20 protein-coding genes are annotated in these 23,285 nt (G+C 36.6%); 4 read left to right on the plus strand and 16 right to left on the minus strand.

Going from position 1 to position 23,285, the window contains the following annotated elements; all coding sequences use genetic code 11:
* Window positions 1–30: 30 nt before the first annotated feature.
* Genes DZC72_RS04140 through DZC72_RS04150 form a run of 3 tightly spaced genes read right to left on the minus strand, consistent with a single transcriptional unit; the run spans window position 31 to window position 4,011 of the window.
* Window positions 31–2,538: a TonB-dependent receptor gene (locus DZC72_RS04140; RefSeq protein WP_125221612.1), complete on the minus strand. Its 2,508-nt coding sequence runs from the start codon at window positions 2,536–2,538 to the stop codon at window positions 31–33.
* A 2-nt stretch (window positions 2,539–2,540) separates the two neighbouring features.
* On the minus strand, window positions 2,541–3,434 hold the full coding sequence (locus DZC72_RS04145) for a FecR family protein (RefSeq protein WP_125221613.1): 894 nt from the start codon (window positions 3,432–3,434) through the stop codon (window positions 2,541–2,543).
* 52 nt (window positions 3,435–3,486) lie between these two features.
* On the minus strand, window positions 3,487–4,011 hold the full coding sequence (locus DZC72_RS04150) for an RNA polymerase sigma factor (protein WP_125221614.1): 525 nt from the start codon (window positions 4,009–4,011) through the stop codon (window positions 3,487–3,489).
* Between the two features lie 136 nt (window positions 4,012–4,147).
* Between DZC72_RS04150 and DZC72_RS04155 the strand changes: the two genes are divergently transcribed.
* Both DZC72_RS04155 and DZC72_RS04160 read left to right on the plus strand, forming a co-directional pair.
* Window positions 4,148–5,572: a hypothetical protein gene (locus DZC72_RS04155; RefSeq protein ID WP_125221615.1), complete on the plus strand. Its 1,425-nt coding sequence runs from the start codon at window positions 4,148–4,150 to the stop codon at window positions 5,570–5,572.
* A 28-nt stretch (window positions 5,573–5,600) separates the two neighbouring features.
* Entirely contained in the window at window positions 5,601–6,521 is a 921-nt protein-coding gene (locus DZC72_RS04160; protein WP_125221616.1) for a hypothetical protein, read from the plus strand.
* A 535-nt stretch (window positions 6,522–7,056) separates the two neighbouring features.
* Here DZC72_RS04160 and DZC72_RS04165 read toward each other — a convergent pair.
* The 6 genes from DZC72_RS04165 to DZC72_RS04190 are packed head-to-tail and all read right to left on the minus strand — an operon-like array spanning window position 7,057 to window position 15,598.
* The gene (locus DZC72_RS04165) at window positions 7,057–7,479 is read right to left on the minus strand and encodes a protein-export chaperone SecB (RefSeq protein WP_125221617.1); all 423 of its coding nucleotides are present in this window, start codon (window positions 7,477–7,479) and stop codon (window positions 7,057–7,059) included.
* Entirely contained in the window at window positions 7,476–7,697 is a 222-nt protein-coding gene (locus DZC72_RS04170) for a hypothetical protein (protein ID WP_125221618.1), read from the minus strand. Before DZC72_RS04170 ends, DZC72_RS04165 begins: the two co-directional genes overlap by 4 nt.
* 19 nt (window positions 7,698–7,716) lie before the next feature.
* The gene (locus DZC72_RS04175; protein ID WP_125221619.1) at window positions 7,717–8,253 is read right to left on the minus strand and encodes a hypothetical protein; all 537 of its coding nucleotides are present in this window, start codon (window positions 8,251–8,253) and stop codon (window positions 7,717–7,719) included.
* Window positions 8,246–10,921 carry a DEAD/DEAH box helicase gene (locus DZC72_RS04180; RefSeq protein ID WP_125221620.1) on the minus strand — a complete coding sequence of 892 codons (2,676 nt, stop codon included), beginning with the start codon at window positions 10,919–10,921 and terminating at the stop codon, window positions 8,246–8,248. Before DZC72_RS04180 ends, DZC72_RS04175 begins: the two co-directional genes overlap by 8 nt.
* 11 nt (window positions 10,922–10,932) lie before the next feature.
* Window positions 10,933–12,687: a site-specific DNA-methyltransferase gene (locus DZC72_RS04185; protein ID WP_125221621.1), complete on the minus strand. Its 1,755-nt coding sequence runs from the start codon at window positions 12,685–12,687 to the stop codon at window positions 10,933–10,935.
* A gap of 1 nt (window position 12,688) precedes the next feature.
* Entirely contained in the window at window positions 12,689–15,598 is a 2,910-nt protein-coding gene (locus DZC72_RS04190) for an SNF2-related protein (RefSeq protein WP_207891709.1), read from the minus strand.
* 201 nt (window positions 15,599–15,799) lie between these two features.
* Here DZC72_RS04190 and DZC72_RS04195 point away from each other — a divergent pair, with 201 nt between their 5' ends.
* Window positions 15,800–16,492: a uracil-DNA glycosylase family protein gene (locus DZC72_RS04195; protein WP_125221623.1), complete on the plus strand. Its 693-nt coding sequence runs from the start codon at window positions 15,800–15,802 to the stop codon at window positions 16,490–16,492.
* A 558-nt stretch (window positions 16,493–17,050) separates the two neighbouring features.
* On the opposite strand, the gene DZC72_RS04200 is transcribed toward DZC72_RS04195, so the two are convergent.
* The 7 genes from DZC72_RS04200 to DZC72_RS04230 all read right to left on the minus strand — a co-directional run bounded on the left by DZC72_RS04200 (window position 17,051) and on the right by DZC72_RS04230 (window position 22,839).
* A complete protein-coding gene (locus tag DZC72_RS04200; protein ID WP_125221624.1) occupies window positions 17,051–17,701 on the minus strand; it encodes an NUMOD1 domain-containing DNA-binding protein in 651 nt (216 codons plus the stop codon).
* The gene (locus DZC72_RS04205) at window positions 17,691–19,130 is read right to left on the minus strand and encodes a primase-helicase family protein (RefSeq protein ID WP_125221625.1); all 1,440 of its coding nucleotides are present in this window, start codon (window positions 19,128–19,130) and stop codon (window positions 17,691–17,693) included. Before DZC72_RS04205 ends, DZC72_RS04200 begins: the two co-directional genes overlap by 11 nt.
* 196 nt (window positions 19,131–19,326) lie before the next feature.
* Window positions 19,327–20,058, minus strand: a complete 732-nt coding sequence (locus DZC72_RS04210) for a hypothetical protein (protein ID WP_125221626.1) — start codon at window positions 20,056–20,058, stop codon at window positions 19,327–19,329.
* 181 nt (window positions 20,059–20,239) lie between these two features.
* Window positions 20,240–20,488 carry a hypothetical protein gene (locus tag DZC72_RS04215; RefSeq protein ID WP_207891710.1) on the minus strand — a complete coding sequence of 83 codons (249 nt, stop codon included), beginning with the start codon at window positions 20,486–20,488 and terminating at the stop codon, window positions 20,240–20,242.
* A 56-nt stretch (window positions 20,489–20,544) separates the two neighbouring features.
* A complete protein-coding gene (locus DZC72_RS04220; RefSeq protein WP_125221627.1) occupies window positions 20,545–21,528 on the minus strand; it encodes a DUF3871 family protein in 984 nt (327 codons plus the stop codon).
* Window positions 21,512–22,402, minus strand: a complete 891-nt coding sequence (locus tag DZC72_RS04225; RefSeq protein WP_125221628.1) for an AAA family ATPase — start codon at window positions 22,400–22,402, stop codon at window positions 21,512–21,514. The genes DZC72_RS04220 and DZC72_RS04225 overlap by 17 nt, the downstream gene beginning before the upstream one ends.
* Before the next feature lie 92 nt (window positions 22,403–22,494).
* Window positions 22,495–22,839, minus strand: coding sequence for a hypothetical protein (locus DZC72_RS04230; RefSeq protein ID WP_125221629.1), 345 nt, complete (start codon window positions 22,837–22,839; stop codon window positions 22,495–22,497).
* A gap of 156 nt (window positions 22,840–22,995) precedes the next feature.
* Here DZC72_RS04230 and DZC72_RS04235 point away from each other — a divergent pair, with 156 nt between their 5' ends.
* On the plus strand, window positions 22,996–23,277 hold the full coding sequence (locus DZC72_RS04235) for a helix-turn-helix domain-containing protein (RefSeq protein ID WP_125221630.1): 282 nt from the start codon (window positions 22,996–22,998) through the stop codon (window positions 23,275–23,277).
* Window positions 23,278–23,285 lie beyond the last annotated feature (8 nt).

Raw genomic sequence — 23,285 nt, forward strand, 5'->3', positions numbered from 1 at the left:
CGATTCTAATACGATAAAAATAATAGGGGATTAAAAATTCAGTCGTACCATAACGTTCAAAGTGGTACCCAATGCAAAGCGCGTAATTTGGTTTGGGGAATTGTCTAGCCCTAGCCTATAATAGTCGTTTATGGCGTTTTCCTTGTTCAACACGTTCCATAAGGATGCACCAATTTTTGAATTAAGACCATGGATAAGTTTAATCTTGTAGATGGCGGACATATCTATTCGCAAATAATCCGGTAATCTGGTATTATTGGCATCATCAAAATTTATATCACCATCAACCACTTCATTGTTTAAAACGGGCACGGAGGTAGGTTTGCCGGTTCTATAGTTTATACCGGCCGAAAAATCCAAAAAATCATTTGAATAGGTGGTGCCAAAAGTTACGGAGTGGGTATTGTCAAAGTTGCTGGGAAACCTGCTCTCTTCCAAGTTTTCAAAGTTGTAGTTGTTGACCATGTAGGAGTAACTGAGCCAACTACTAAAGTTGGAAACCTGTTTTCTTATGAGCATATCCAAACCAAGGACATCATAACTGCCCTGCTCCTTTCGGAATTCATACTTTGTGGTAAAACTTTGGCTCTGGGTGGTAATACCCTCCACTTCCTTCACATATCCCGTAGCATCTACCAGCCAACCCGCTTTTGCAAATTGAAGTCCCAAAGAGCCCTGTTTGCTCCTTAAAATGGGTATACTGTCATTATCCGTCAATTGCCACCTTCTTCGTTCCACGCCTAGGAAATCGTTTTGAAAATTTACGATTTGGGAAACATTTTGGTGCTTCAATTCACCCAAAGCCTCCAAATGGAAATTGTTACCCAATTTCTTCCTTAAACTAATTCTGGGCTCAACCAAGAATTCATCAAATTTCCCATTATAGTTTAAACGGACTCCAGGGTTAAAGGTGAATCCCCCGTTGTTGTTACGATAACGACCCTGAAGAAAAACGGCATGTTCCAGAAGCACTTCAGAATCCCTTCTTAAAAACCTGGGGATATCAATATCGTTTTCATTAATAACTTCCGATTCTATTGCCTGGTAGCCCATGGTGCCCATAAAATTGTTCCATCTATAGGCCCCTTTTAGTCGTATACCTGTTTCCGATACCGTATTTACTTGTAAAAACCGTTGCCCCTGTAGCACATCTGAATTTATCCCTTGAAGTTTGTAATCTGTATTATAGGCATCTATGGTTGTTGAAAATGTATCGTTCCAAGTTCGCTCGTATCCCAAACCTACCGCAACGCTGTTCTGTACCAGGCCACTGCCCCTTGTGACCGACTCCTGGTTCACGGAGGAGGTTTCATCAAAATCGAGGTTATTTCCAAAAACGATAAAATTGAGTCTAATACGGTCCTTTTCCGTTGGATGGTACAACCATCGTATCGAAGTATCGTAAAAATTAAATTCCTGATTGGAGTTTACCACGTTCTCCTCGTTATCCTCTATTTCCGTTTGTTGGATGACCCGATTGAAATACGTATCGTAAATCGATGTATTAAAAACATCGTTCAACGATCGTCTTGCCGCCAATTGTAAAGAAGACCTTTCTCCTACAGGAATATCCGCAAAAACATCGGCACTTATAAAATTCAATCCTAGACTTCCTTTAAATTGCTCCTGTAAATGCGAATCCGTGGTCATGTGGATACTCCCCGAAACACCATCGGTATACGAGGCGTCCGTACCATTCGTGACCACTTTTACCTCTTTTGTAATCTGTGGGTTGAAACTGGATATAAGACCAAAAAAATGGCCGGATTGGTACATCTTGATGCCGTCCCAAAGAATCAGGTTTTGGTCGTGCGACCCTCCCCTAATATTTATATTGGATACCGTTTCATCCACACTTACCACGCCGGGCAGCGATTGCACGGCCTGTAGGACATCGGTTTCTATCAAACCGGGCAAAGCGGTAAAACTTGAAAAATTTATGGCGGTACTTCCATCTCCCTTTCTATCTATTCCCCGTACGAGGTACCCCTCCAGGACTACAGGATCTATTTGGGTGATTTCCTCGTTCATCTCAATGATCGGGCACGTACCCGTCGCAAAAGTTTCGGCCTTGGGCGTTAAGGTAACAAACCCCAAAAACCGAATCTCCACGATTTCATCAGGAGCACTTACGGTGATTTGAAAAGAACCATCGGCCTTACTTACCACACGCTCCGTGCTTGTCATAATGGTCGCTCCTTCCAGTGGTTCCCGGTAAAGCACATCCCTTAGATAACCACATATCGTGTACGGTTTTGTTATGGTATATATGGAACTGCCCACCCGTGCAAACCGTAACCCCGTTTGTAATTGATAGGCCTGGAGATGTTTCCCCAAGGATGAGTTTGGGGACAATCTTTCCACAAATACGTTATCTAAAATATCGCTTTCGTAATTAAACTGCACCTGATACCTTTCCGATAAAGTCTCGAGGACTTCCTTGAGCAACTCTTTTTCTTGGTTCCCTTGTCCGTAGCTGGAGAAAGTTCCCAAAAAGAAAACGACGAGGGCAATATATGAAAGGCTATCTTTCCGCATTCCTAATTAAGACCAAATTCTCGCCCGATCGATCTCTCATAGGTCAAATTCAGTGTTTTGGTGACGGCCTTTAACGCATTTTCCAAATTGTCCAACTCAAAGGCTCCCGTAAACTCCTTATCACTAACTATGGCCTCCGTTTCTATGCGTATATTGTAGTGGTCCTCAAGCGCTTTAAACACGATTTTGAAAGATGCATTTTCAAAAACCTTCATATTTTTAAGCCACTCCGGCTCTACAACGGAGACGGTGAAGGCTTCGACATTTCCATTGATTATCCTATAGGCATTTCCGGCAGGAAGCTCAATTTTATCAGTGCCATATAGTACCTGAACAAGACCTTCGTAACAAATGACACTAAACACTTCGTCAGATACCTGTACATTGAATTGGGTACCCATTACCCTAACAATCCCTTGCGCGGTTTGCACATCGAACTTTTTGCCTTTGGCCACCTTAAAAAAGGCCTCCCCGCTTAATGTTACGGTACGCTCATTGTCCCAAGTGTTTTCATTGAAACCGAGTTCTGATAGCTCGTTCAATGTTACCATGGAACTATCGGGCAACTCGATCAGTTCCTTCTGTGCCAATTGGGTCTCTATCAAATTTTCTCCACTTTTAGTGTAAAAAACATAGAGCCCTAACCCCAAAACAAACACGGCGGCAATCCTCAACAGCCAATCTGAAACTCTTGTGGCGCTTGATTTCCTAGCGACTAATTTTTGCTCCAATACCTGGAAACTGGGCAATTCAGAAGGATTTTGTCCCTTAAACCGCCTGCCTTCCATCTTGATTTCCTTGTAGAAAGCACTTTCCTCCAAAGCGTCGAAGGCCTTGGACTCTTCGGGGGTCAACTGATCGTCCAACCATTTTTTTATGAGGTATTCCTTTTCCATTCGATATATCTATATACAACTAAAACAACTTACACATAAAATGTCCCATAAATTATTTTAACCGAAACTCTTCCAGATGCTCCTTGAGAATATCAAAGGCGGCATAAATGCGATGTCCCACCACTTTTCTGGTCACTCCTATGGAATCCGCGATCTCTTGATGGGTCTTCCCTTCTATTTGGTTCAGTACGAATGCCTCCCGTTGTTCCGGCTTTAAACTGGAAAGCACCTTTTCATAGCGTTCCATAAACTGTTCCTTGCGCATTAAAAACTCGGGCGTTTCATTTGTATAGTCCTTAGGAGATACCTTCTTATAGTTAAGTACGACTTTTTGATGCTTGATCTCGTTGAGCATCATATTATTGGATACCGTGTATAAAAAGGATTTTGCGGTCTGCACCGTTACCTTGGAGCAATTCTCCCACATCTTTATGAAAGCTTCCTGAACCTTATCGCCCGGGTTTAGGTTTGCCCCGTATTTATAGTAAAGGATGTCGTTCAGTCCGGGAGCATACTTTTCATACAAACTGGAAAACAGTGTTTTATCGCAAACATTGGAATGTAATTCTTTGGTCAATGGTCATGGTTATTTTGTAGCGATTAAAGATAGAGAAAAAAAAATTTCACTTTTTTATGGGACATTGGCAAAGATGTTTGTTTTAGTATTAAATGGGACATGATATCCTTTTTATACGATTAAAAACAGCATTGTAATGAAAACCCGAAATCTAATCTCCTTAATTACCCTTTTAGGACTTTTAACCTTCAGTTCGTGCAGGACCGAAGATGATTTGTCCATAGACCCTCCTTCTCAAGAGTTCATTGGATCAAATACCAATATTGCAGATTTGCTTAACAGCACTTCCCTTAATGATGGATCTTCTGATAATATTATAGACAATGCAAGCTGTTTTAGTCTGGTATTGCCGGTAACCGTAAGCGCCAATGGACAGCAAGTAGTCGTTTCAAGCCAAAGTGATTTCCAGACCATCGAAAACATATTTGATAGTAGTCTTGATGATACCGATGTTCTAGAAATCCAATATCCAATTAGCTTAATGGCATCCAATTTTGAGACCACAGTGGTGAACTCCCTATCTGAGCTTCTTTCCTTGACTTCAGTATGTCCAGAAGAAAACGCCATTGACGATGATATAGAATGTATCGATTTTGTGTATCCCATAAGAGCTTCGGCCTTTAACGAGAACAGTGAACTCGTTGAGACCTTTAATTTTGACAATGACAAGGATCTATTTGACTTCATCAAGGATATTGACGAATACTCCGCGGCAACCCTTCTATTTCCTATTAGTCTAGTCCTTTTTGATGGCACTCAAATCAGTGTGAGTTCCCTATCGGAATTGGAAACTGTCATAGAAAACGCCGAGGATGTCTGCGACGAGGATGATGACAATGATTATGACGATGATGACTGTGATTCGTGTTCCACGGATGCTATAGAAACGATTTTCTCAACTTGTACGTCGTGGACAGTGGATAAACTGGAACGAAACGACAATGACCTGGAAGACCTCTACAGCAGCTATTCCTTTGCCTTCATGACCAATGGTGAAATAGAGGTTAACAGTGCCCAAGGCACCACTTTCGGTAGTTGGCAGGCAACCGGTTCAGGAAATAACATGACCCTACTAATCGATATTCCCGGTCTGGTTGATTTTAATGATTCCTGGAACATACATGAAATACAACAGAATATATCAGAAGCAACACTGGATTTAAGAATGGGTGAGGACAGGTTGCGATTTGAAAGTTCATGTTCAGGTGGAGAAACTAGTGGGGATGTTTTGAGCAATACGCTTACGGAGCCATCAAGTATCTGGCTAGTGGATACCTATTTGGATGATGGTGCGGATGCTACCGCTCCTTATATAGCTTTTGAATTCACTTTCAACCCCAACGGAAGCCTAACGGCGACCAACGGTTCCTCCACCATCAACGGAACGTGGTCCTCACAAAACGGCGGCACGGAGCTTATGTTGGACTTTAACTCCAATGATCCGTTGGACGAATTCAACGACAGCTGGGACGTAATCTCCTTGACAGACAACAGATTGGAACTTTCGGACACCAGTGGCGGTGGTGGAGGAACGGATACTTTAATATTCATAAAAAAATAATAACCCTAATAACTTAAATACAATTACTATGAAAAAGAACATTTTTAAACTAGGCATTTTAACTACGGCAATCCTTCTTTTTGCCTCATGTACCAAAGAGGACAGCGATAGCCAAATGCCAAACCTGGCACAGCTACAGGCAGATGCTGAAGCGTTGAACAACACGGCAACCTCCAACGGCGCATGGACCATTACAAAGTTCATAGATTCCGGAAAGAACGAAACCAACGATTTTTTGAACTACGGGTTCACTTTTAATCCAGATGGCAGTCTTGTGGCCGATAATGGAAACACCACGGTAACGGGAACTTGGTCCGTGACCATAGATGATGACTCAAGCGACGACTCTAATGATGACTCAAATGACAATTCAAACGATGATAATTCTAGCGGCGATGACAACGATGATGATTGCAACAACTGTACTGTGAACCAATTGACCGAAGTAATCACTTCTTGCTCTGATTGGTTTGTGGACAAACTGGAGTTGAACGATGACGACTTTGAGGACTCTTATTCTGGTTACAGATTCAATTTTACCGCGGATGGTGGCATTACTGTTACTGCGGGCTCGGATAGTTTTTCTGGTACATGGCAGGCTTCAGGTGCCGGGAATAACATCCAAGTCATAATTTCAGTACCCAATCTATCGAATTTTGAGGCTACTTGGACCCTGCACGAAATCGAACTCTACAACGGTGAATCCAAAGTAGATCTTAGAATCAACGGGGATGACAGGTTACGTTTTAAAAATTCATGCACTATTGGGAATTTTAATGGCGGAAGCTCCTCCGGTGAAATTGACTTCAACATCTTTTTTGCCTCTCCGGCCGACTTTAGTGAACTGACCGAAGACTGGAACGTCATTTCCCACACCCAAAATAAAATTGAACTGATCCATGTAAGTGGTGGAAACGGAGGAACGGACCTACTGACCTTTGAAAAATAAGAAAATGCCCATGATGACCTAAGAACCTTTTGCTACTATGGAACCCCCCGCTATGAAAAAGAAGGGTTTGGTCAGACTGTCCTAGGCTCATTGCTTAGGGCAGTTTTTTTATCCCCAAAAACCAGAAACAAAGAATGTTCCATGAGGGCCTACTTCCCACACTGAAAAATTTTCCAAAGAATAAAACCTTGTCATTATAGACAAGGTTTCTTTCTAATTTTTCTCCTCCCCACTTCGGCAAGCTCAGCACAGACTTGGACTCCTTTCGACTAGCTTTAAACTGAGTACAGAAGTACTTAGGGTAAACTTCTCGCCCATAATCCTTTGGGCACAAAAAAACCCTGTCGTTATAGACAAGGTTTTCTCTTCATTTTGCTCCTCCTCTTGGGCTCGAACCAAGGACGGTAAAACTTTATAATCCAACTATTTGTCAATTAGCCAACTTAATGGGTATCCGAATTGTATGCCTTTTATAATTAATTTGATTTTCTTTTATTTATCATAAAATTAAAAATATTAATAACAAATCTTTCAATTAATCCAAAACTTCGGATAAATTAGCTTTTAACTCTTCACCTAAATTAGCCATATTTAAGGTAGGCAAGGTAAGAGTAGGCATACCCGATAAAGCGGTCAAAGAACTTATATAGGCTCGTATATATGGAAAAACTATTGCAGGGGCATTAAGGATAAACAAACTCTGCTTGTATTCATCAACACTTGCCTCTTCAGGGTATGTAAAAACAGATATAGTACTTAATTTAATTTCAAATTTATCTTCAGCATCCTTAATATTTACATCTAATTTTAGATGGAACTGATTTAAATTAATGAAAATATATCCTTTAGGAGTGAATTGAATATTAATTTTATACTTCCCAGGCTCATTGAATTTTATATGGCTTTCTCTTACTGAAAAGCTTTCAAATTGGATATTTGAAGTAGACGGATTACTCACGCTGCTAGGTTATATGAATTTACAGGTACATTATAGGTGTTACCTTCTTCAGGTAAATCATAATCCACTTGAAAGTGACTGGCATTATATTCAAAAACATCTGCAAAAGAAGGACCTTTTAGATCAAATGAAATAATTTCATCCCAATCAGTATTAAAATCTTCTTGAGACATACTGTCCAAAATTGCTTTTAATTTTTTTGCTAACGGTGATTTCATATTCTAATAAAATTACTCATTAATCCGGATATATTACTGAAAAGGGGTGCAAAAGTACTTCTTTGATATCTATAACGCAAATTTGAACTCTTTGGTTTACAACCATATATTCTTTTTGGTCTTCTTTGAAATATAGTTGTATACTATTTTTATGAAAATCTGCGGCCCTAATGGATTTATAAGGGAAAATACCTTTCCTTTTCATAAACATGATAATATTAGGAACAGTTTGCTGCGAAGAATCCTTAATTTTTCCACTTGTAATAAAAACATTAATAACTTCAAGAAATTCTTGCCAATGTGCTACACAGCCTAATAAGTCAAAACAGTCTTTTGATAAATTTACTTGACATCTACCTATTACAAATTTTTTGCCTTTATTAAGATAACAACTTTTACCCCATGCCATTGCCCAATCTATATTTGTATCCCAAAAATAATAGCCATGTCCAAGCCAAGCATTATTCCTAGTACACTTAAATGGACCCTCAAACTCGATTTCATCAATGTTATCCCTGTCCTCTAAAGTTTGATATGCCGTAACAATACTACTCATTCAAAAATTTAGAAGTTAGATAAGAAAAACTTACTGTTCTATTTACTTCGTTGTGCGGCAGAATTAAGTATTTCCATTCTTTGCCTTGATTGGCTACTGTGTATTCAGAAGCGTACTTACAGAATCGTTCCGCTGCTACTTTCTTGGCTAATACAGATTCTTCTTCGGTTTGGTCTGACCTTTTAACTTCAAGCATATAAATGGTACTTTCTGATTCTACAATAAAGTCAGGTTCATACCTTTTGGAGTTGTTATCCCAATAAATTCGGAACTGGTTGGGTGCTGGCCTTAACCACTTTATAACGGTTGCTTCATTTTCTAATACAAATGCTAAATCTTGTTCGGCTTTACTATCAAACTTGTATTCAAAATGACAAGCTTTTTCAAAACCTCTGAATACATATTTAGGAATCATATTGGTAGGACTTACAATATCTCGATAGTCTTTGTAGCCTGCATTTACCAATGATGAGAAACTCCATTGCTCTATGCGTATAAATGGAAATACTCTTGGGGCAACATAATCAGCTGAATGCAACTGAAAGTGCTGTTTCATTTGATTGTAAACCTTTTCCGCTATTGCTGCTTTGAATTGGAAGATTGCCGAAGGCAATTCTTCTTCGTTGCTTATATTGGCTTTGATAGCTTCGTAGGCTTGGGTGGCTAAATGATACAGCAACTCTGCATTTTCATCATAATCAATTTCAGGGTAATCAATTAATTCTGCAATGATTAGTTTTATTGGATTCCCATACGAACCGCTTGATTTTGCTTTGAGTGTTTCTACTTGCTTATCTTTTAAACCCATTCGGATAATTTCTTGCTCTAAGGCTTGAAAATTAAATCCTGTAATATCTAAATCAAAGGTTTTGAACTCGGCTCTTGTTTCGCCTTGCACCAAGTCCATACGAGGTATTTCAATGATGTTCTTCTTGTACTCGGTAACCATTGAGTCATACACCTCTTTGGCTTCTGCTACAATTTCAGCTGCAAATAGATTTCCTTGACCTTCGGATAGGTTTTTTTCTACTTGCCTTATTACTTTACGCTTAACTTCCTCTTTGCTTAAATCTTCTACCCGTCTTACTTCGGGTAAACTGCCAAAATCAGGAAGTACATTGATTATTGCTTTTTTAGCATCTAAGTTGTTTTGTGCCTTTTGTTTGTCTTGGGGGTTAACAATGACATTGATTTTCTCCTGCTCCTTTACAAAAGTTTGCTCCATTACTGGTTGAGAGGTAACCACTACGGTTTTGGTAGATAAATCTTCTTCGGCTATTTCTACAAAACTCATTTTGTTTAATACAGAATTAGGGTCTTGGGCTGCTTCAATAACAGCATTGAAGTTTTCGTGAGCTACTACCGTTAATTTATCAATTTTATCTACTCCTGTTCGTTTGCCCTCATAAGGTAATCTTAACCCTCTGCCAATGGTTTGTTCTACTAAAATACCTGCATTGGCGGCACGAAGTGGCACAATAGTGTATAGGTTGGTAACATCCCAACCCTCTTTTAGCATATTAACGTGGATTACAATTTCTATTTCGTTATCTGGACTTTCTAATGAAATAAACTGTTGCTCAATATCTTCCTCCTTTTTAGTTGATGAATCTATTTGTAATACTTTGCCTTTGTATTGCCCATCATAAAACCCATCTGTATTGATGAGTTCGTATATTTCTTTGGCGTGAGAAATGTCTCTACAAACCACCAATATGAACGGTTTTACCAATTTCACTTCGTTGTTTTTGGAATAGATTTCCAATTCGTTTTTGGTGTCTTGGTGTATGCTTATTGCATCTTCTAATTTGATGATTTCTACCTCTCTATCGGATAAAGAGCCTTTTTGGAAATTCTTACGAGTGGCAATAGCTGGGTTCTTTACATACTTACCATCTGATAATGCTTGGGCTAAGGAATATTCAAAAACTATGTTTTTGAATTGTTTTCCTTTTTCATCAAATGGAGTTGCAGTCATTTCTAAGCCTAAAATGGGCTTTAGCTCATTTATGGCATTTTTAGAAGCATCTGCGTGGTAGCGGTGTGCTTCGTCCATTAGAATAACTAAATCTTCCAAACCTGATAAATATTCCCAATAGGATTGCCCTAAATACTCGGATAATCTTTTGATTTTTGGAGCTAAAGAAACCCCACCTTGCTTTGTGCCTCTGTTGTCGGAATTGAACTTGGCAATATTGAAAATATTGATGCGAATTTCGGAATCTGAAAACAATGCTCCTTGTTGTGCATAGTTGTCTCCTGTAATTACAACGGGTCTGTTGTGTACAAATTCTGATATACCATTAAACACATATTTGTGATAGGCAGGATTGCCAAAATCTTCTATGAGTTTGTCGTAAATAGTCAAGTTAGGTGCTAAAATGAAAAAGTTTTTAACGCCTTTTTGTAAGTATAAATAGGCTACAATAGCACCCATTAAACGGGTTTTACCTACACCTGTGGCAATTGAAAAAGCAATAGAAACAAAATCTCTTTCAAAATCGGTGCAAGTAGGAAAATGAGCTTTTACTTTTTCTAATTCTACTGTTAAATCGACTTCTTTTTTTAGCTCTAATTCTTGACAAAGTTGAGCCACAATATCGAGTGAATCTTGAAGCGGTTCACGAAGTGATAAGCGTTGTTTTATATAATTTGCTGTTTGATTCATTATTTATTTTTTTAGAATAATTTTGGTTGAGTGCCTTTTTGGTTTTCTTGATTAATTTTTAAAACACTGCTATCATCCTCAATTGGTTGGTTATCGCTATCATCTTCTGACGGCATATTGATAATATTTAAGCTGTAATCTTCCTTACCATATTCGCATCTACCTAAGAGCATTAAAGGTATTTTCTTGATGGTGATGTTGCCAAACTTGCCTTTGCATTCCTTTTGGAAAGACTTACAACAAATCAACAAGGTTTCGCCTGGTTGCATTTCGTCTTTGATGCTGTCTAAAGCTTCTACAGTAAGGAATTGGGTAGTGGTAAAAATAAAATCCTGCTCACTGCTTTGCCCTTGTTTCCAATAGCTGCTTTCGTGGGGTTGGTATTTAAAACCCTCTTGCTTAGCCATAGCGGCTGCCAACATATCAGCATTGTAGCTTGGGTTGATGATTTCGTTACCAAACTTATCTTTCTTTAAAAGGCTTGGGGCTAAGGTGTAAAACTTAAACCCGCCACCGCCTTGCCAGTTTTGAGCCTTAGAAATACCCGACAAATCTTTGCCTGTTACTATATTTTGTAATCTTGTTCGACAATGTGTGTGTGCTTGTTCTCCTAATTCAATTCCAATGTATTTTCTTTTCATTTTATGAGCAACAGCTGCTGTAGTACCTGAACCTAAAAATGAATCTAAAACCAAGTCTCCTTCTTGAGTTGTCATATCAATACATCTTTCTATCAATTTTTCGGGTTTCTTACCTTTTGGAAAATCTACACCTCCCTCATTAGCAAGACCTTCAATTGAAATATCTGTCCAAATATCTGTGATAAGTTCACCTGGCAACTTATAACCGTCTATTTCCTTTAGCCTTTCTTTATATGATAGCACTCTTTCACCACCTATAAAGAGGTAATCCATATCATCATTTGGATGAGTTACAATTTTATCTTTTATCGATTTAGATTTGAGTATTGTTTCCTTTCTTTTTAAATAAGCACCACCAGAAACAGAAGCAGTTCTGAAAACATTATCAGCATTTTCAATGGCAAACATTGCAACTTGTAATTCAAAATCCTCTATTTTTTTCTTTGCTTCCCTTGCATTAGCATATCCCTGATTTTTAGCAATTACATTAGATATAGTATCCCACTTCCAACTTTCTCTATCATCATCAGGGTTCAGAAAAACATATTTATATTGCGTATCATATCCTTTCTCAATGAAAAGTTTTGATGCATTTAAATTAAACTCGAATTTATTTTTTGCGTAGAAAAATATATGATTTGCTTGTTTAAAAAGCCCTCCTGAAGTGCTCTTAAAGCCAAAAGGCTTGTTCGTTGCATTTATAATTTGATTGATATAGTTTGAACGACCAAATATATCATCTAATAAAACCTTACAATAAGCGGCTTCATTATCATCTAAATGAACAAACATTACTCCATCTTTTGCTAAAAGATTATGTAGTATTCTAAATCGCCTTGACATCAAGTCCAGCCAAATTGAGTGCTCTACTCCATCATCATAATGCTCAAATGCTGCACCTGTATTAAAAGGCGGGTCTATGTAAATGCACTTTACTTTGCCTGCATAGTCTTGTTCGAGGGCTTTTAGGGCAAGGAGGTTGTCTCCGTGTATGAGCATATTGGGGCTATTGGGGTCGCCATAGCTGTACTCTGGGCTTTCTATGAGAATACGAGGTTCTAGCTTAGGTTCTTCGCCTTTGCCTATCCAAGTGAGTTCGAGTTTTTGTAAATTCTTCTTTGCCATTTTATATCATTTCCCATTTAATTGTAAAAAGCGTATTCAAATTAATTTTTTGTTTTAAACGCTTCTCTACATCCTCTAATAGGGTTTCTTTTTCAACGTCTATAACGTCTTGTGCTTCAAAAAGGTGTTGCCTTTTTTCACTACGCTTTTTTTCCAATTCCTTAATAACTCGCTGTGCTTTTATTTTGGATTCTAGATTTAGCATTTTTTTAGCCTCCGCTTTACGAAGTTTAATTTCAGCATCTAAATCCCTAATTTCTTTTTCGAGACTTATTTTCATATCATCAGCCCATTGGTCTAACTTATCCATTTCGGTATCGAAAAAGTCTTTATTTCTATTGGCATTTTCTGAAATAATATTTTGGTTCTCAGCAAAGGTTATCTCATCCAAATGTTTTGATACGACAGAAGTTACATCGATGGTGTGGTTGTTATGCTCTGCATGAATAGAAAAGAAACGTTGTGCCAGTGTATTATCTATAATATCACCATTATCTGTTCTACAGGCAATGGTTAAATAATCCTCACTTTCAAAAGAAGCAATTTCGATATGATTTACTTGTAACCAACCTGATTGACCCACATACTTTTCCAATGCGGTAACTTTAGTAGGTGTATTGGTATAATCAAAAACTAAAACTTTATTAGGAGTTTCTATTTGCTTACAAGCTTTTAAAATGCGTTTTGCAAGTTTATGTCCAACCCTATAAATGTTGGTGTCATCAGGCACTTCTATCTCTGATTTTCGTTTGCCGTCCTCTGGCTTTAAAATCATGTAAGGACCTCTATGAATATTTTCTTGTGGAAATGGATTCTGTGTTAATCTAAATGCATACTTATCCTCATCAAAAACTGCTGAACCTTTTAAATAATATTTGGTAGTTGCCCAAAGACGTTCTTCAAATTTATTTAGGTATTCTTTACTTTCAATAAGGTTGACCCGCAGTTTTTCCCTGACTTCTTCATCAAAGTTTTCAAGCAGAACTTGTCTAGTCTCCTGGATACGCTCTGAAATATCTGGTTTTAACTCTTTTTGTAAACTGTCAAATGCTGATTGAATTTCATCTGTAGTTCTGCATTGTTGATAGATTGATGCTATTCTTTTTTCAAAGTCAACTCCATTTCCAATGCTTCCCAAAACCTCATCAGATGCTCCAAATACACCATCAAAAAGTCTGAATTTTACATCTAGAAGCTCATAAACTCTTTGGTCTGCTGCATTCTTTTTATTGAGAAAATTTATAACAACAACATCATACTTTTGTCCATATCTATGACATCTGCCAATGCGCTGTTCAATACGTTGTGGATTCCAAGGCAAATCAAAATTTACAACTAAAGAACAAAACTGAAGATTAATTCCTTCAGCTGCTGCTTCTGTAGCAATCATGATCGTAGCTTCTTCCTTAAAATTATCTACAATTGCGGCCCTTTTATCAGCAGTTAAAGACCCCGTTAAAATATCAGTACCCTGATGCTCATTAACATAAGCTTTATATATTTCCTTAGATTTTGGGTCATTATTGGTTCCATTAAATTTAAGCACCATATCTTTATAACCACGTTCTTCCAAAAGGTCATACAAAAAATCCTGAGTTCTCCTTGATTCAGTAAAAATCAATGCCTTTTTGTTTGCTCCTAAGTTTTGAAGTGCCTCAAACCCTTTTTCAAGTGCGGTAAATAATTGTTCAGCTTTTGAATTTTTTCTGATTTTATCCGCAAGTTCTCTATATTTTTCAAGGTCTGATTTTTCTTCTTTCAGTTCCTCAATTTCTTGTTCTGTAAAAATCTCTTCTATAATAGAATTTTCATTTTCAACTTCTTCAGACCATTCATCCTGAATTTCTTCAAGTGTTTCAAAATCATCATTAATTGCCTCCAAATCATTAAACTCATGTCTTTCTACCTTCGCATCTAATTTTTTAACTAAAGCGTCTAACGTGCCATAAATTGCATAGGTAGAAGAAGCTAACAACTTTCTCAAGATTAAGGTCATTAATTGCCGTTGACTTGATGGTAAAGCATACAACTTTTCTCTTTGCAAATATTCAGTTACCCACCAGTACAATTGCATCTCATCTTCTCCAGGAGAAAATTCAACCACTATTGGAATGCGTTCTGTATACTTTATGTATTCGAGTACTTGACGTCTTAAAGTCCTTTTGCAGACTGGTTGTAGTCTATTTCTTAAATCATCATAATTTTCTTGGTCAACTAAACGGCTAAATTGACTTTTAAAGCTTTTTAAGTCCCCAAAAATATAGGGGTCGATAAGACTAACTAGTCCATATAGTTCTAAAATAGAATTTTGTAATGGAGTTGCTGTAAGAAGTACTTTTTTACAATGTGCCAAAGCGTCTTTTATAGCATTCCCAATTTTATTTGATGGTTTATATACGTTTCTTAATCTATGGGCCTCGTCAATAATGACTAAATCCCATTTAATACTTTCAAGATATGGCGCTTTGTTTTTGGCAAAGTGATAAGAACAGATTATAATATTGTCTTTTTGATTGAATGGGTTGAAATTACCCTGCTTTATTTCCTCATTGAAAGACTTACTTTCTAAGATTTTTGAAGGCAAATAGAACTTATCTGCCAATTCCCTGTTCCACTGTTTACGCAAATTAGAGGGACCTATAATTAACAATCTTCTTTTTCGCTCGGCCCATTGTTGTGATAAAATAATACCTGCCTCAATAGTTTTCCCCAAACCAACCTCATCTGCGAGAATTGCCCCTTTAGAAAGCGGGGATTTAAATGCAAATAATGCTGCTTCAACCTGATGGGGGTTCAAATCAACCTGTGCATCCTGTAAAGATGCCGTCAGCTTTCCTACATCATTTGCTGGTAACTGTCTTGTTAATTCGTATGCAAAGAATTTCGCGTGATAGGCAGATATTGTACTCAAAATAATCTCTTAGAAATCATTATGTTCAAATATAACAAATAGCCGATTCAATACGGTAATAAGGACATTACATATGCTTCAATTATCTCAAGATTGATTCAAGGAGAGATCTTTTAATTATAAATAAGGCTTCTTAAACCATATTTCTATTCCGAAAATGTTAATTTGAATCACTTCTAGTTAGAACATAATTTCATCAATATGAATATACCTAAGATAAATTCAAGCCTTTTAAAAAATTACGAAGCCTATTTGAATCATATTCGTTCAAATTATCCTAAGGAAATTTCCTCAGAGCTTTCATTACCCTTATTTATTCACGTAAATGAAGAGTATAGAAGCTTAAACAAAAAGATTGTGGTTGTAGGTCAAGAAACACAAACTTGGTATGGTAAATTGGACGACCAAAGCTTTACGGCTAAAAATATTATTTATAAATATGAGGAGTTTAATTTTGGTGGAAATCGAAAATACTCCCCATTCTGGAAATTTGCGCATCAACTATATGGAGAGTTTAATACTGGAAAATCAATAAAAGGTCTCCTATATACAAACCTTTCCAGATTTGACTATAAAGGAAAAAAAGTTCCATCCAAAATCTCAGAAAAATATACTGACGGTTATGGTCTTTTGAAAAAGGAAATCGAAATTACCCAACCAGAAATTGTAGTATTTACAACGTGTTGGAACCGTGATAAATATATTAAATTGGGATTTCCAGATGCGGATTTTAGGGAAGTATCTAAGTTTAAGCCAAAATTCCTTGCTCGCATCCTCCATGATGATTTACCTCACAATACTTTTAGAACCTACCATCCTAAATATTTAAACTATCAAAATGAACCTCATAACATCAAGGGAATCATAACTGGTATTTTAAACAATATTGAATAAAGGAAAATATTTTTAATCGTAGTATTTCAAAAAATGAGACCAATCCAAGTCGCGAATACTATTTCGTATATTTTTCAAGTTTGATGATTGAATAGGGTGTACCCCTATATTTCTCAAAGCATGTTTCACTTTTAAGATGAATGGCCCATTATACCGATACAACTTTTTTACAAGTGAAAATTTATCCGTAACATCAATCAGCTCAACTAGATTAAACAAAAAATCCACTCTATTATTCTCCTCCCAAAACCCCATTTTCACCAATTGTATATCCTCAAATAGGATATATTTATAAATTGAACCAGAATGTTTGCTAGTATCTACATTACATGAATCCAAATCCTCCAAGAGCTTTGATTCAAATTGAAATCCATCCTGTAAATAAATTATATTTTGAAAAATATAATTATTGATGTTTAATAAATATTCATCCAGCTGAATACTGAAGGAGTCCAAGGTTCGAGATGTAACTAACACTTATAAAATTTTTGAAATTTAAATTACGTAAAAAAGGGCAACATTTCTGCTGCCCTCAATTATCACTTGAATACTCAATAACTATTCATATTCCCAAATATAACCTCCAGAACTTTTTCTTTCACCTCTACAACATCTAGCTATACAGGTTTTTGACAATCCAGTACTTGCCGAAGCAGCAGCTACAGATTCATAAACTTCAATTTGATTTCCATTTAAATTATACTGAACGACCTGCTTTTTCCTTAAATCACCTTCAACTTTAAAAGGTTCTGTTAAGGAATAACTCCAATAAAACCCTTTACAAGTTTTATTCTGCCCTAAACATGTATTGCTTATGGATTTTCTACTGGCATTTACAGAGGAGGCTGCTGTTTCCAATGAATCGTAAACTGTTATTAGAGCACCATCTAAAATGTTATACTGATAAACATTTTTTTTGAATCCACCTCCTGAATCTTGGTTATAACCATTCTCAAGGCAATTATATTTAAGAATATACTCCTTTTCCTTTTCTGCCAAATCATTAGAATCATTTGCCGTATCTATCTGCTCCCATTCAAAAGCATCAGGACCATAGGTGCCTATTGCTTCTTGAAAATAACTTCCAGTTCTCTTACTGGCTTTTTGTTCGTGGTCTATCTTTCTAGCATCAACGCTTTTTGTTGTCGTACCCACATATGTCTGACCAGTTTCTTTATTCACCGCTTTATAAATAATTTTATTGGGCATCAGCTTCATCTTTTGAACTTCCATCGCTTATTCTGAAGATATATTTACCTCCAGTAGACTTTTGTTCTAAATGATTTCCTGTACTGGTCGCATAATAACCCATCCATTTCTTAATCATGTGCGAACTAACCCAATCAAGATTTGGATAAGCATTTTTAAAATTAGATTCAAACTCTCTCTTATCCAACCATTCATTAACTTTCAAATTATCTGTTGCGTAATTATAAAACTCCAGAGAAGTTTCATGTACAATTCCAGCCTTGTTTAAATTTATACTTTCAGGCTGAATTAGTCCTTTCTGAAGATAATTTTGAACACATTCCATCATAAATAGGTAGAATTTATCCCATTCTTGACCCCATGAATCTGTAAAAAATCGACATCTAAATTCCATTTCTGGAGTCCAAACATGGCTAAAATAATTCGATAACTCAAACTCGTACCTTCTTCGTTCATCTGATGACCCTCCAGGGCCTTTCACTGGGTAATTTGCTGTTATCAAAATCTTAGGTGAGTCCTCAGGTTTAATAAAAAAGGACTGTTTTTGCTTTTTTTCAACTTCGATTCCTGAAGTTATCATGGAATAAAAATTTTCTAAGCTAGTATCCTTTTTTAAATCATCATAAACCAAGATATCCGTGGTAACATTAATTCTCTGATTTTTAAACCAGCTCCCTAGTTTCACATCTTTTCCGTCGACAGGAACTACTTCTCTACATTTAGCCAAAGCCTGACTTAGTAATGTCTTACCAGTACCTCCGTGCGCTTGATTGTCCGTGCCCATTTTCTCATCGTATAGAATGATTGCCTTTGGTTCTCCAACCATTTTATTTCTATGCAACAAATATCCAATTGCAGTTTTTAGAGCCAAGAATCTACCTGGTGATTCCCCTGTAATTTTTTTACAAAATATTTCAAATTGCCCAATTCCTCCTTCTGGCATGTTAAAACTCCTATCTATAAGTCGATTTTCCCAAATCATCTGGTTCAACTTATCATATTTTTGAACATTTATCATCTCACCCCTAATTTCACAATAGCAATTAGTAAAATAAAACCGAGAATAAATTTCTCCGTCTCTATCGTTAATTGGCTCAATTACGGGTAAGGTATTCAGCTTTCGACTTGCGAGGTATCCGCTGATACCTTTTGTAAATGATTCTAACACATCATACTTCTTAATCCTGATTAAGTAATTCAAAACCGCCTGGTCTACGTCTGTAGTAGTTACTATCTTTAATCGATTTTTGCTCTCCTTCGCCAATTCATATCTGGTTTCCGACAACTTCACGTTAACGAATCCCATACTTTCAATAAAGGAAATAAGCTTCCTGTGTAATATAACTACCTTACCTTTCTCATTATATTCCCAGAAAGGGAATACATTTTCTTCTTTATTCAATAAAATTAATTTTAATTTTTTTTCCACTTTTTACTCAGAGGGAAAATTTATCTGAATTGATTTCTTGTAATTTGCTAGAGGGACTGACCGTGCTTTTTTTTTGACGTGAAAGTCTATTCAACTTGGCATCATACTTTTGAAATCAATACGAAGCTACAAAATAAGGAAGGGGTTTATAGGGTACATTATTTTGTACCCTATTGATTAACAATATATTATATTGTTACTTTAATACTTTAGTGAATATAGATTGAAGATTTTCCAAAGCCCTAGTATATGTTTTAGTGCCATTACTAAAATCACCAATAGTCGTCCTAGCCTTTTTTATTTGTTTAAAGGATTCTTCTCTTTCATCCCAATACAAAAAATATCTATTCATTAAAGCCCCAAGCTCAGAATTATATTTATTATCAATATATTTTCCTTCTCTTAGCAAGTAAAAAAGTAATATGATTTCATTTCTTTTAAGCTTGAATTTTATTTTGTCAGCTTCTGAGTACATAGGGTCAACATATACTTCCGATAGATAATCAAGAACAATTATTACTTTTTCATCAAGTCGTTTTTTAACAACATATTCCAAATGTTCAGCATCCTTGATTAATTTTTGCTGATTTTGAAAAGCGCTTAAATAAAATTGCGCAACGTCTTTAATATCATCAGGTTTTATAACCAAATCCTTTTCAAGCTTATTTTTAAAAAAGCTGATGAATTTTTTAGGTAAATTATCAATCTCGGGAAATAGAAAGTCCCTATAAAAACTTACATCCTCATAAAATTGTTCATTATTCAATGGATTGTAATTTTCCCTAGTAATCTCAAAATCCTGTTTTAAAACTTCTTTGTAAGGGCTTTCGGTGGGATTACTATGAACATGATCTAAAGCAAAAGTGTTTTGAATTTTTAAAAATCTATCCGACTCTGTGAAATCCTTAAAAGTTAAAGAGGGTGTCATAATTTTTTTTGATTAGTTGACAACTTGTCAAGTTTTTATAAAAATAAACAACACCCGTATAATTTGAACAGGTGTTGTTTCATTCAAGTACTCTATCATTTTCAGTGGTTTCTTTTTTTAGAAGGAAACCGTCTCAAAACATGATATTAAAATCATGGAAAATACAGCATAGACTTCTTTATTACACAAGAATATCAAAGTGATAATAGTGATAGGCTTTGCCCTTTATCATATATACCGTAATCAATTCCTTGGTAACCTTTACTTCCTCTACCCAAACAACCTTTCCCTTTTCCAATTCACCTACAGTATTCAAAACTTGTACTTTAAATGGACAGAAAAGGATTTTTAAAAGATTGTTCCAGGCAACGATATAAAGTTCCTTAGGGGAACTATACTTTAATAGCTCGGCCAGTTCCTTTTCATTCATTCTTTTAATTTTTAAGTGATTTTTGAAATACCTAGAAAAAAGAAAATAGCTATGTATTAATTATGGAGGAACCAATTTGGTTCATTGTTTTTCAACGAATCCCCCAGGTTTTTAACTAGCTCGAACGCAGAAACATTCCTTTCCAAATTATTATCGATATAAGATGATTTGTTCGCTTCGGTTAAGAGGTTATATAACTTCCAAAAATTAATTGAACCGTCTTGGTTTCTTCCAAAGTTTGAACAGGTATAATAATTCTTCACTACCGAATTGATTTGACCATCGTTCAATTGAATTGGGAATAGTTCTTTCTGTTCCAACTTATCCATATGGTGGTACATTCTTAACTTCCCTATAAAGTGGGCAAATTGCCTTTCGGTTAGCCTAAAGCTTTCCATGCCCGCCATTACCTCAAAGTGCTGCTCCTGATTATAAGAGGAAAACAAGGTGTGCATCTGTTCTTTTAAATCATCTATGGACCCAATCCTGATTTCATTGGAAAACCCATCCGTACTGATGCATAGGTTTGTGCACACCAAATTTTTAAAGCCTATAAAGACCTTAAATTTCTCCAATGATTTTTTACTGTAGAGGTTCTCTTGATTAAGGGACCTAACCCCGCCCACAGAAAGGTTCAAGGCATTTCCATTAATGGTCCGAGTAATGCCTGGTAAATCGATTATAAAGGCACAGCGTTCATAATAAATGGTCTTTTCACTCTCCAAAAGCTCCTTGGCGGGTTTTCCAATGGCAGAGGGTATTCTACCCTTGACTACATGGCTTACCCTAATGTCTGGCTGTCTTACTTCTATTTGAGGAAATAGTTCTTGTACGGCTTCAAAAGCCTTCCCAATAAATTGGGAATGGCTTATCGTTGATTCATTGTCTTTGGAAAACACGGGGATTATACAGTCATCTTTCAAGTGTTGTAAGGTCACCTGTTCGGTATTGGCTTCAATAAAAGGGCTTTTTGAGATTGTGGTAGGCTCCACGATATCCTGTATCATAGATTGGGGATTTTGGTTAGTTACTAGTTCCATGTTCTTTTGTTTTTAAGGGATTTATAATTTCCTTGTTAGGTATTACTTGATTGGCAATCGACTCCAAGGCAGATTTTCGTTCTAGAATTAGAGGGTGTACCCGCTCTTTTAACCCTATATATTTCTGGTATAAGTGGCGCAATCCTTCTATGGTGGTACAGGACCCTATTTCTTTACTAGCTTGGTCCACGGACAATCCTAGATTGCACCATTGCATCAGTTTTCTTCCTGTAGATGAATTGATGACAAACTCTGGTTTGTTCATAAAAAGTCCAGTTCTATCCTTTGAAGCTTTTGCCATATGATTCTCGTTTATGAGTTCAAAGTTGGCGGTCAGCTCATACTCAAAACCTTCTCTAGTAATGGATTTTAAGCCGTGCTTAACAACTTTTGTTTTACCGTTAGAACTTGTGTCCATTGAGTAGTCTATCTTGCTCCTTACAGTAGTAATTACATGTGCCGTGGATTGAAGAATGGCATCGATAAAAGCTTGATGCCGAGGCGATACCTTAGCCCAATCTTGAAAACGACCTCCAAGTTGTTCGTGAATGTGCAGGCAGCCTCCCGTACCTTGCCACTCATGCGTGATGCTGTCACATATAATCACTTCCATATTTGCCTCCTCGCAGATTTTGATGGCTTTAATGTATCGTTCTGGACTATATGGTTCGCTTAGGCTTATGACATTGTAATTCCCAAGGTCGGAATAGAGACTTGCGCTGTTATTTTCCGTATCGATTATAGCAATCTTAGTCCAGTCATTCGATATACCATATGCCAATAATAAAGCGGAGTAGGTCTTACCGAATCCACTTGCACCAGATAATCCTATCCTAAGCTTTACCTGATGTCTTTGTGCTTGTTGTAGTTTCATATTTATAATTTTTGATAATTGGATTTTGTTCATTTTTGAGAATAAAAAAAGAGACCCTATAAAGAGTCTCTTTCACTTCTTGATTTGCTTCGTTAGGCAACCACTTTCTCCGATACCAGATGGTTGTCCAATGTTTCTTCCTCCGCACCTACATATTCGTATCGGTGGGAAAGCATCATAATCTCACCCGTTTCAGGGTTGATATATTCGTAAGGTTCTACCTCAACTCGTTTTACCGTTCCGTCAATTTCATTGCCAATAAGTGATTGGCACATTTCCGCATTGAACGTACAGGCAATGTGTGCTTTTTTGGCAGTAAAATAGGTTCTGCCTGTTTCTTTGCTCTTAATGGCTTCCATTCCTCCCTGTACTATTAATGCACAGAAATTGGTTCCATCTTCTTTTTGATACTCCTTGTAATCCACAATTGTAACCATGGTTTTAATAATTTAAGATTAATAAATAGTTATGGGGGGACACCCCAGAATCAAAAAGGAGTGGGGGGTGATTGTTAGATTATCTAACTTTCACGATGAGGAAAGCCGAAAAAATTTTGAAAAAAATTTTTATTTTTTCTAATCAACTATTTAACCATGAAGAATTTAAAATTTGAAGATTTACCCAAGGCAATGGAAACAGTTATTGAGAAACTGACAGCTTTAGAATTTGAGCTGAATACCATTAAGCAAAACTTTCAACCAAAGAAACCTGTAGAGTTATTGACAAGAGAAGAAACTGCAGAGCTGCTAAAAATATCGCTTACAACTCTTTGGCATTGGAGTAAAAAAGGAATTCTACCAAGTTATGGAATTGGAAACAGGGTGTATTATAAAAGAAGTGAAATTGAGAATCGGTTAGTATGTTTTAAACACTAGTCGCGACC

Origin of the sequence: Maribacter algicola, from assembly GCF_003933245.1 — a bacterium.
In the GTDB taxonomy this organism is placed as follows: domain Bacteria; phylum Bacteroidota; class Bacteroidia; order Flavobacteriales; family Flavobacteriaceae; genus Maribacter; species Maribacter algicola.

What these genes read in the sequence shown, in the direction of transcription:
- DZC72_RS04140 (WP_125221612.1), bottom strand. Translation starts at nt 2,538, where the DNA reads ATGCGGAAAGATAGCCTTTCATATATTGCCCTCGTCGTTTTCTTTTTG.
- DZC72_RS04145 (WP_125221613.1), bottom strand. Translation starts at nt 3,434, where the DNA reads ATGGAAAAGGAATACCTCATAAAAAAATGGTTGGACGATCAGTTGACC.
- DZC72_RS04155 (WP_125221615.1), top strand. Translation starts at nt 4,148, where the DNA reads ATGAAAACCCGAAATCTAATCTCCTTAATTACCCTTTTAGGACTTTTA.
- DZC72_RS04160 (WP_125221616.1), top strand. Translation starts at nt 5,601, where the DNA reads ATGAAAAAGAACATTTTTAAACTAGGCATTTTAACTACGGCAATCCTT.
- DZC72_RS04170 (WP_125221618.1), bottom strand. Translation starts at nt 7,697, where the DNA reads ATGAAATCACCGTTAGCAAAAAAATTAAAAGCAATTTTGGACAGTATG.
- DZC72_RS04175 (WP_125221619.1), bottom strand. Translation starts at nt 8,253, where the DNA reads ATGAGTAGTATTGTTACGGCATATCAAACTTTAGAGGACAGGGATAAC.
- DZC72_RS04180 (WP_125221620.1), bottom strand. Translation starts at nt 10,921, where the DNA reads ATGAATCAAACAGCAAATTATATAAAACAACGCTTATCACTTCGTGAA.
- DZC72_RS04185 (WP_125221621.1), bottom strand. Translation starts at nt 12,687, where the DNA reads ATGGCAAAGAAGAATTTACAAAAACTCGAACTCACTTGGATAGGCAAA.
- DZC72_RS04195 (WP_125221623.1), top strand. Translation starts at nt 15,800, where the DNA reads ATGAATATACCTAAGATAAATTCAAGCCTTTTAAAAAATTACGAAGCC.
- DZC72_RS04200 (WP_125221624.1), bottom strand. Translation starts at nt 17,701, where the DNA reads ATGCCCAATAAAATTATTTATAAAGCGGTGAATAAAGAAACTGGTCAG.
- DZC72_RS04210 (WP_125221626.1), bottom strand. Translation starts at nt 20,058, where the DNA reads ATGACACCCTCTTTAACTTTTAAGGATTTCACAGAGTCGGATAGATTT.
- DZC72_RS04215 (WP_207891710.1), bottom strand. Translation starts at nt 20,488, where the DNA reads ATGAATGAAAAGGAACTGGCCGAGCTATTAAAGTATAGTTCCCCTAAG.
- DZC72_RS04220 (WP_125221627.1), bottom strand. Translation starts at nt 21,528, where the DNA reads ATGGAACTAGTAACTAACCAAAATCCCCAATCTATGATACAGGATATC.
- DZC72_RS04225 (WP_125221628.1), bottom strand. Translation starts at nt 22,402, where the DNA reads ATGAAACTACAACAAGCACAAAGACATCAGGTAAAGCTTAGGATAGGA.
- DZC72_RS04230 (WP_125221629.1), bottom strand. Translation starts at nt 22,839, where the DNA reads ATGGTTACAATTGTGGATTACAAGGAGTATCAAAAAGAAGATGGAACC.
- DZC72_RS04235 (WP_125221630.1), top strand. Translation starts at nt 22,996, where the DNA reads ATGAAGAATTTAAAATTTGAAGATTTACCCAAGGCAATGGAAACAGTT.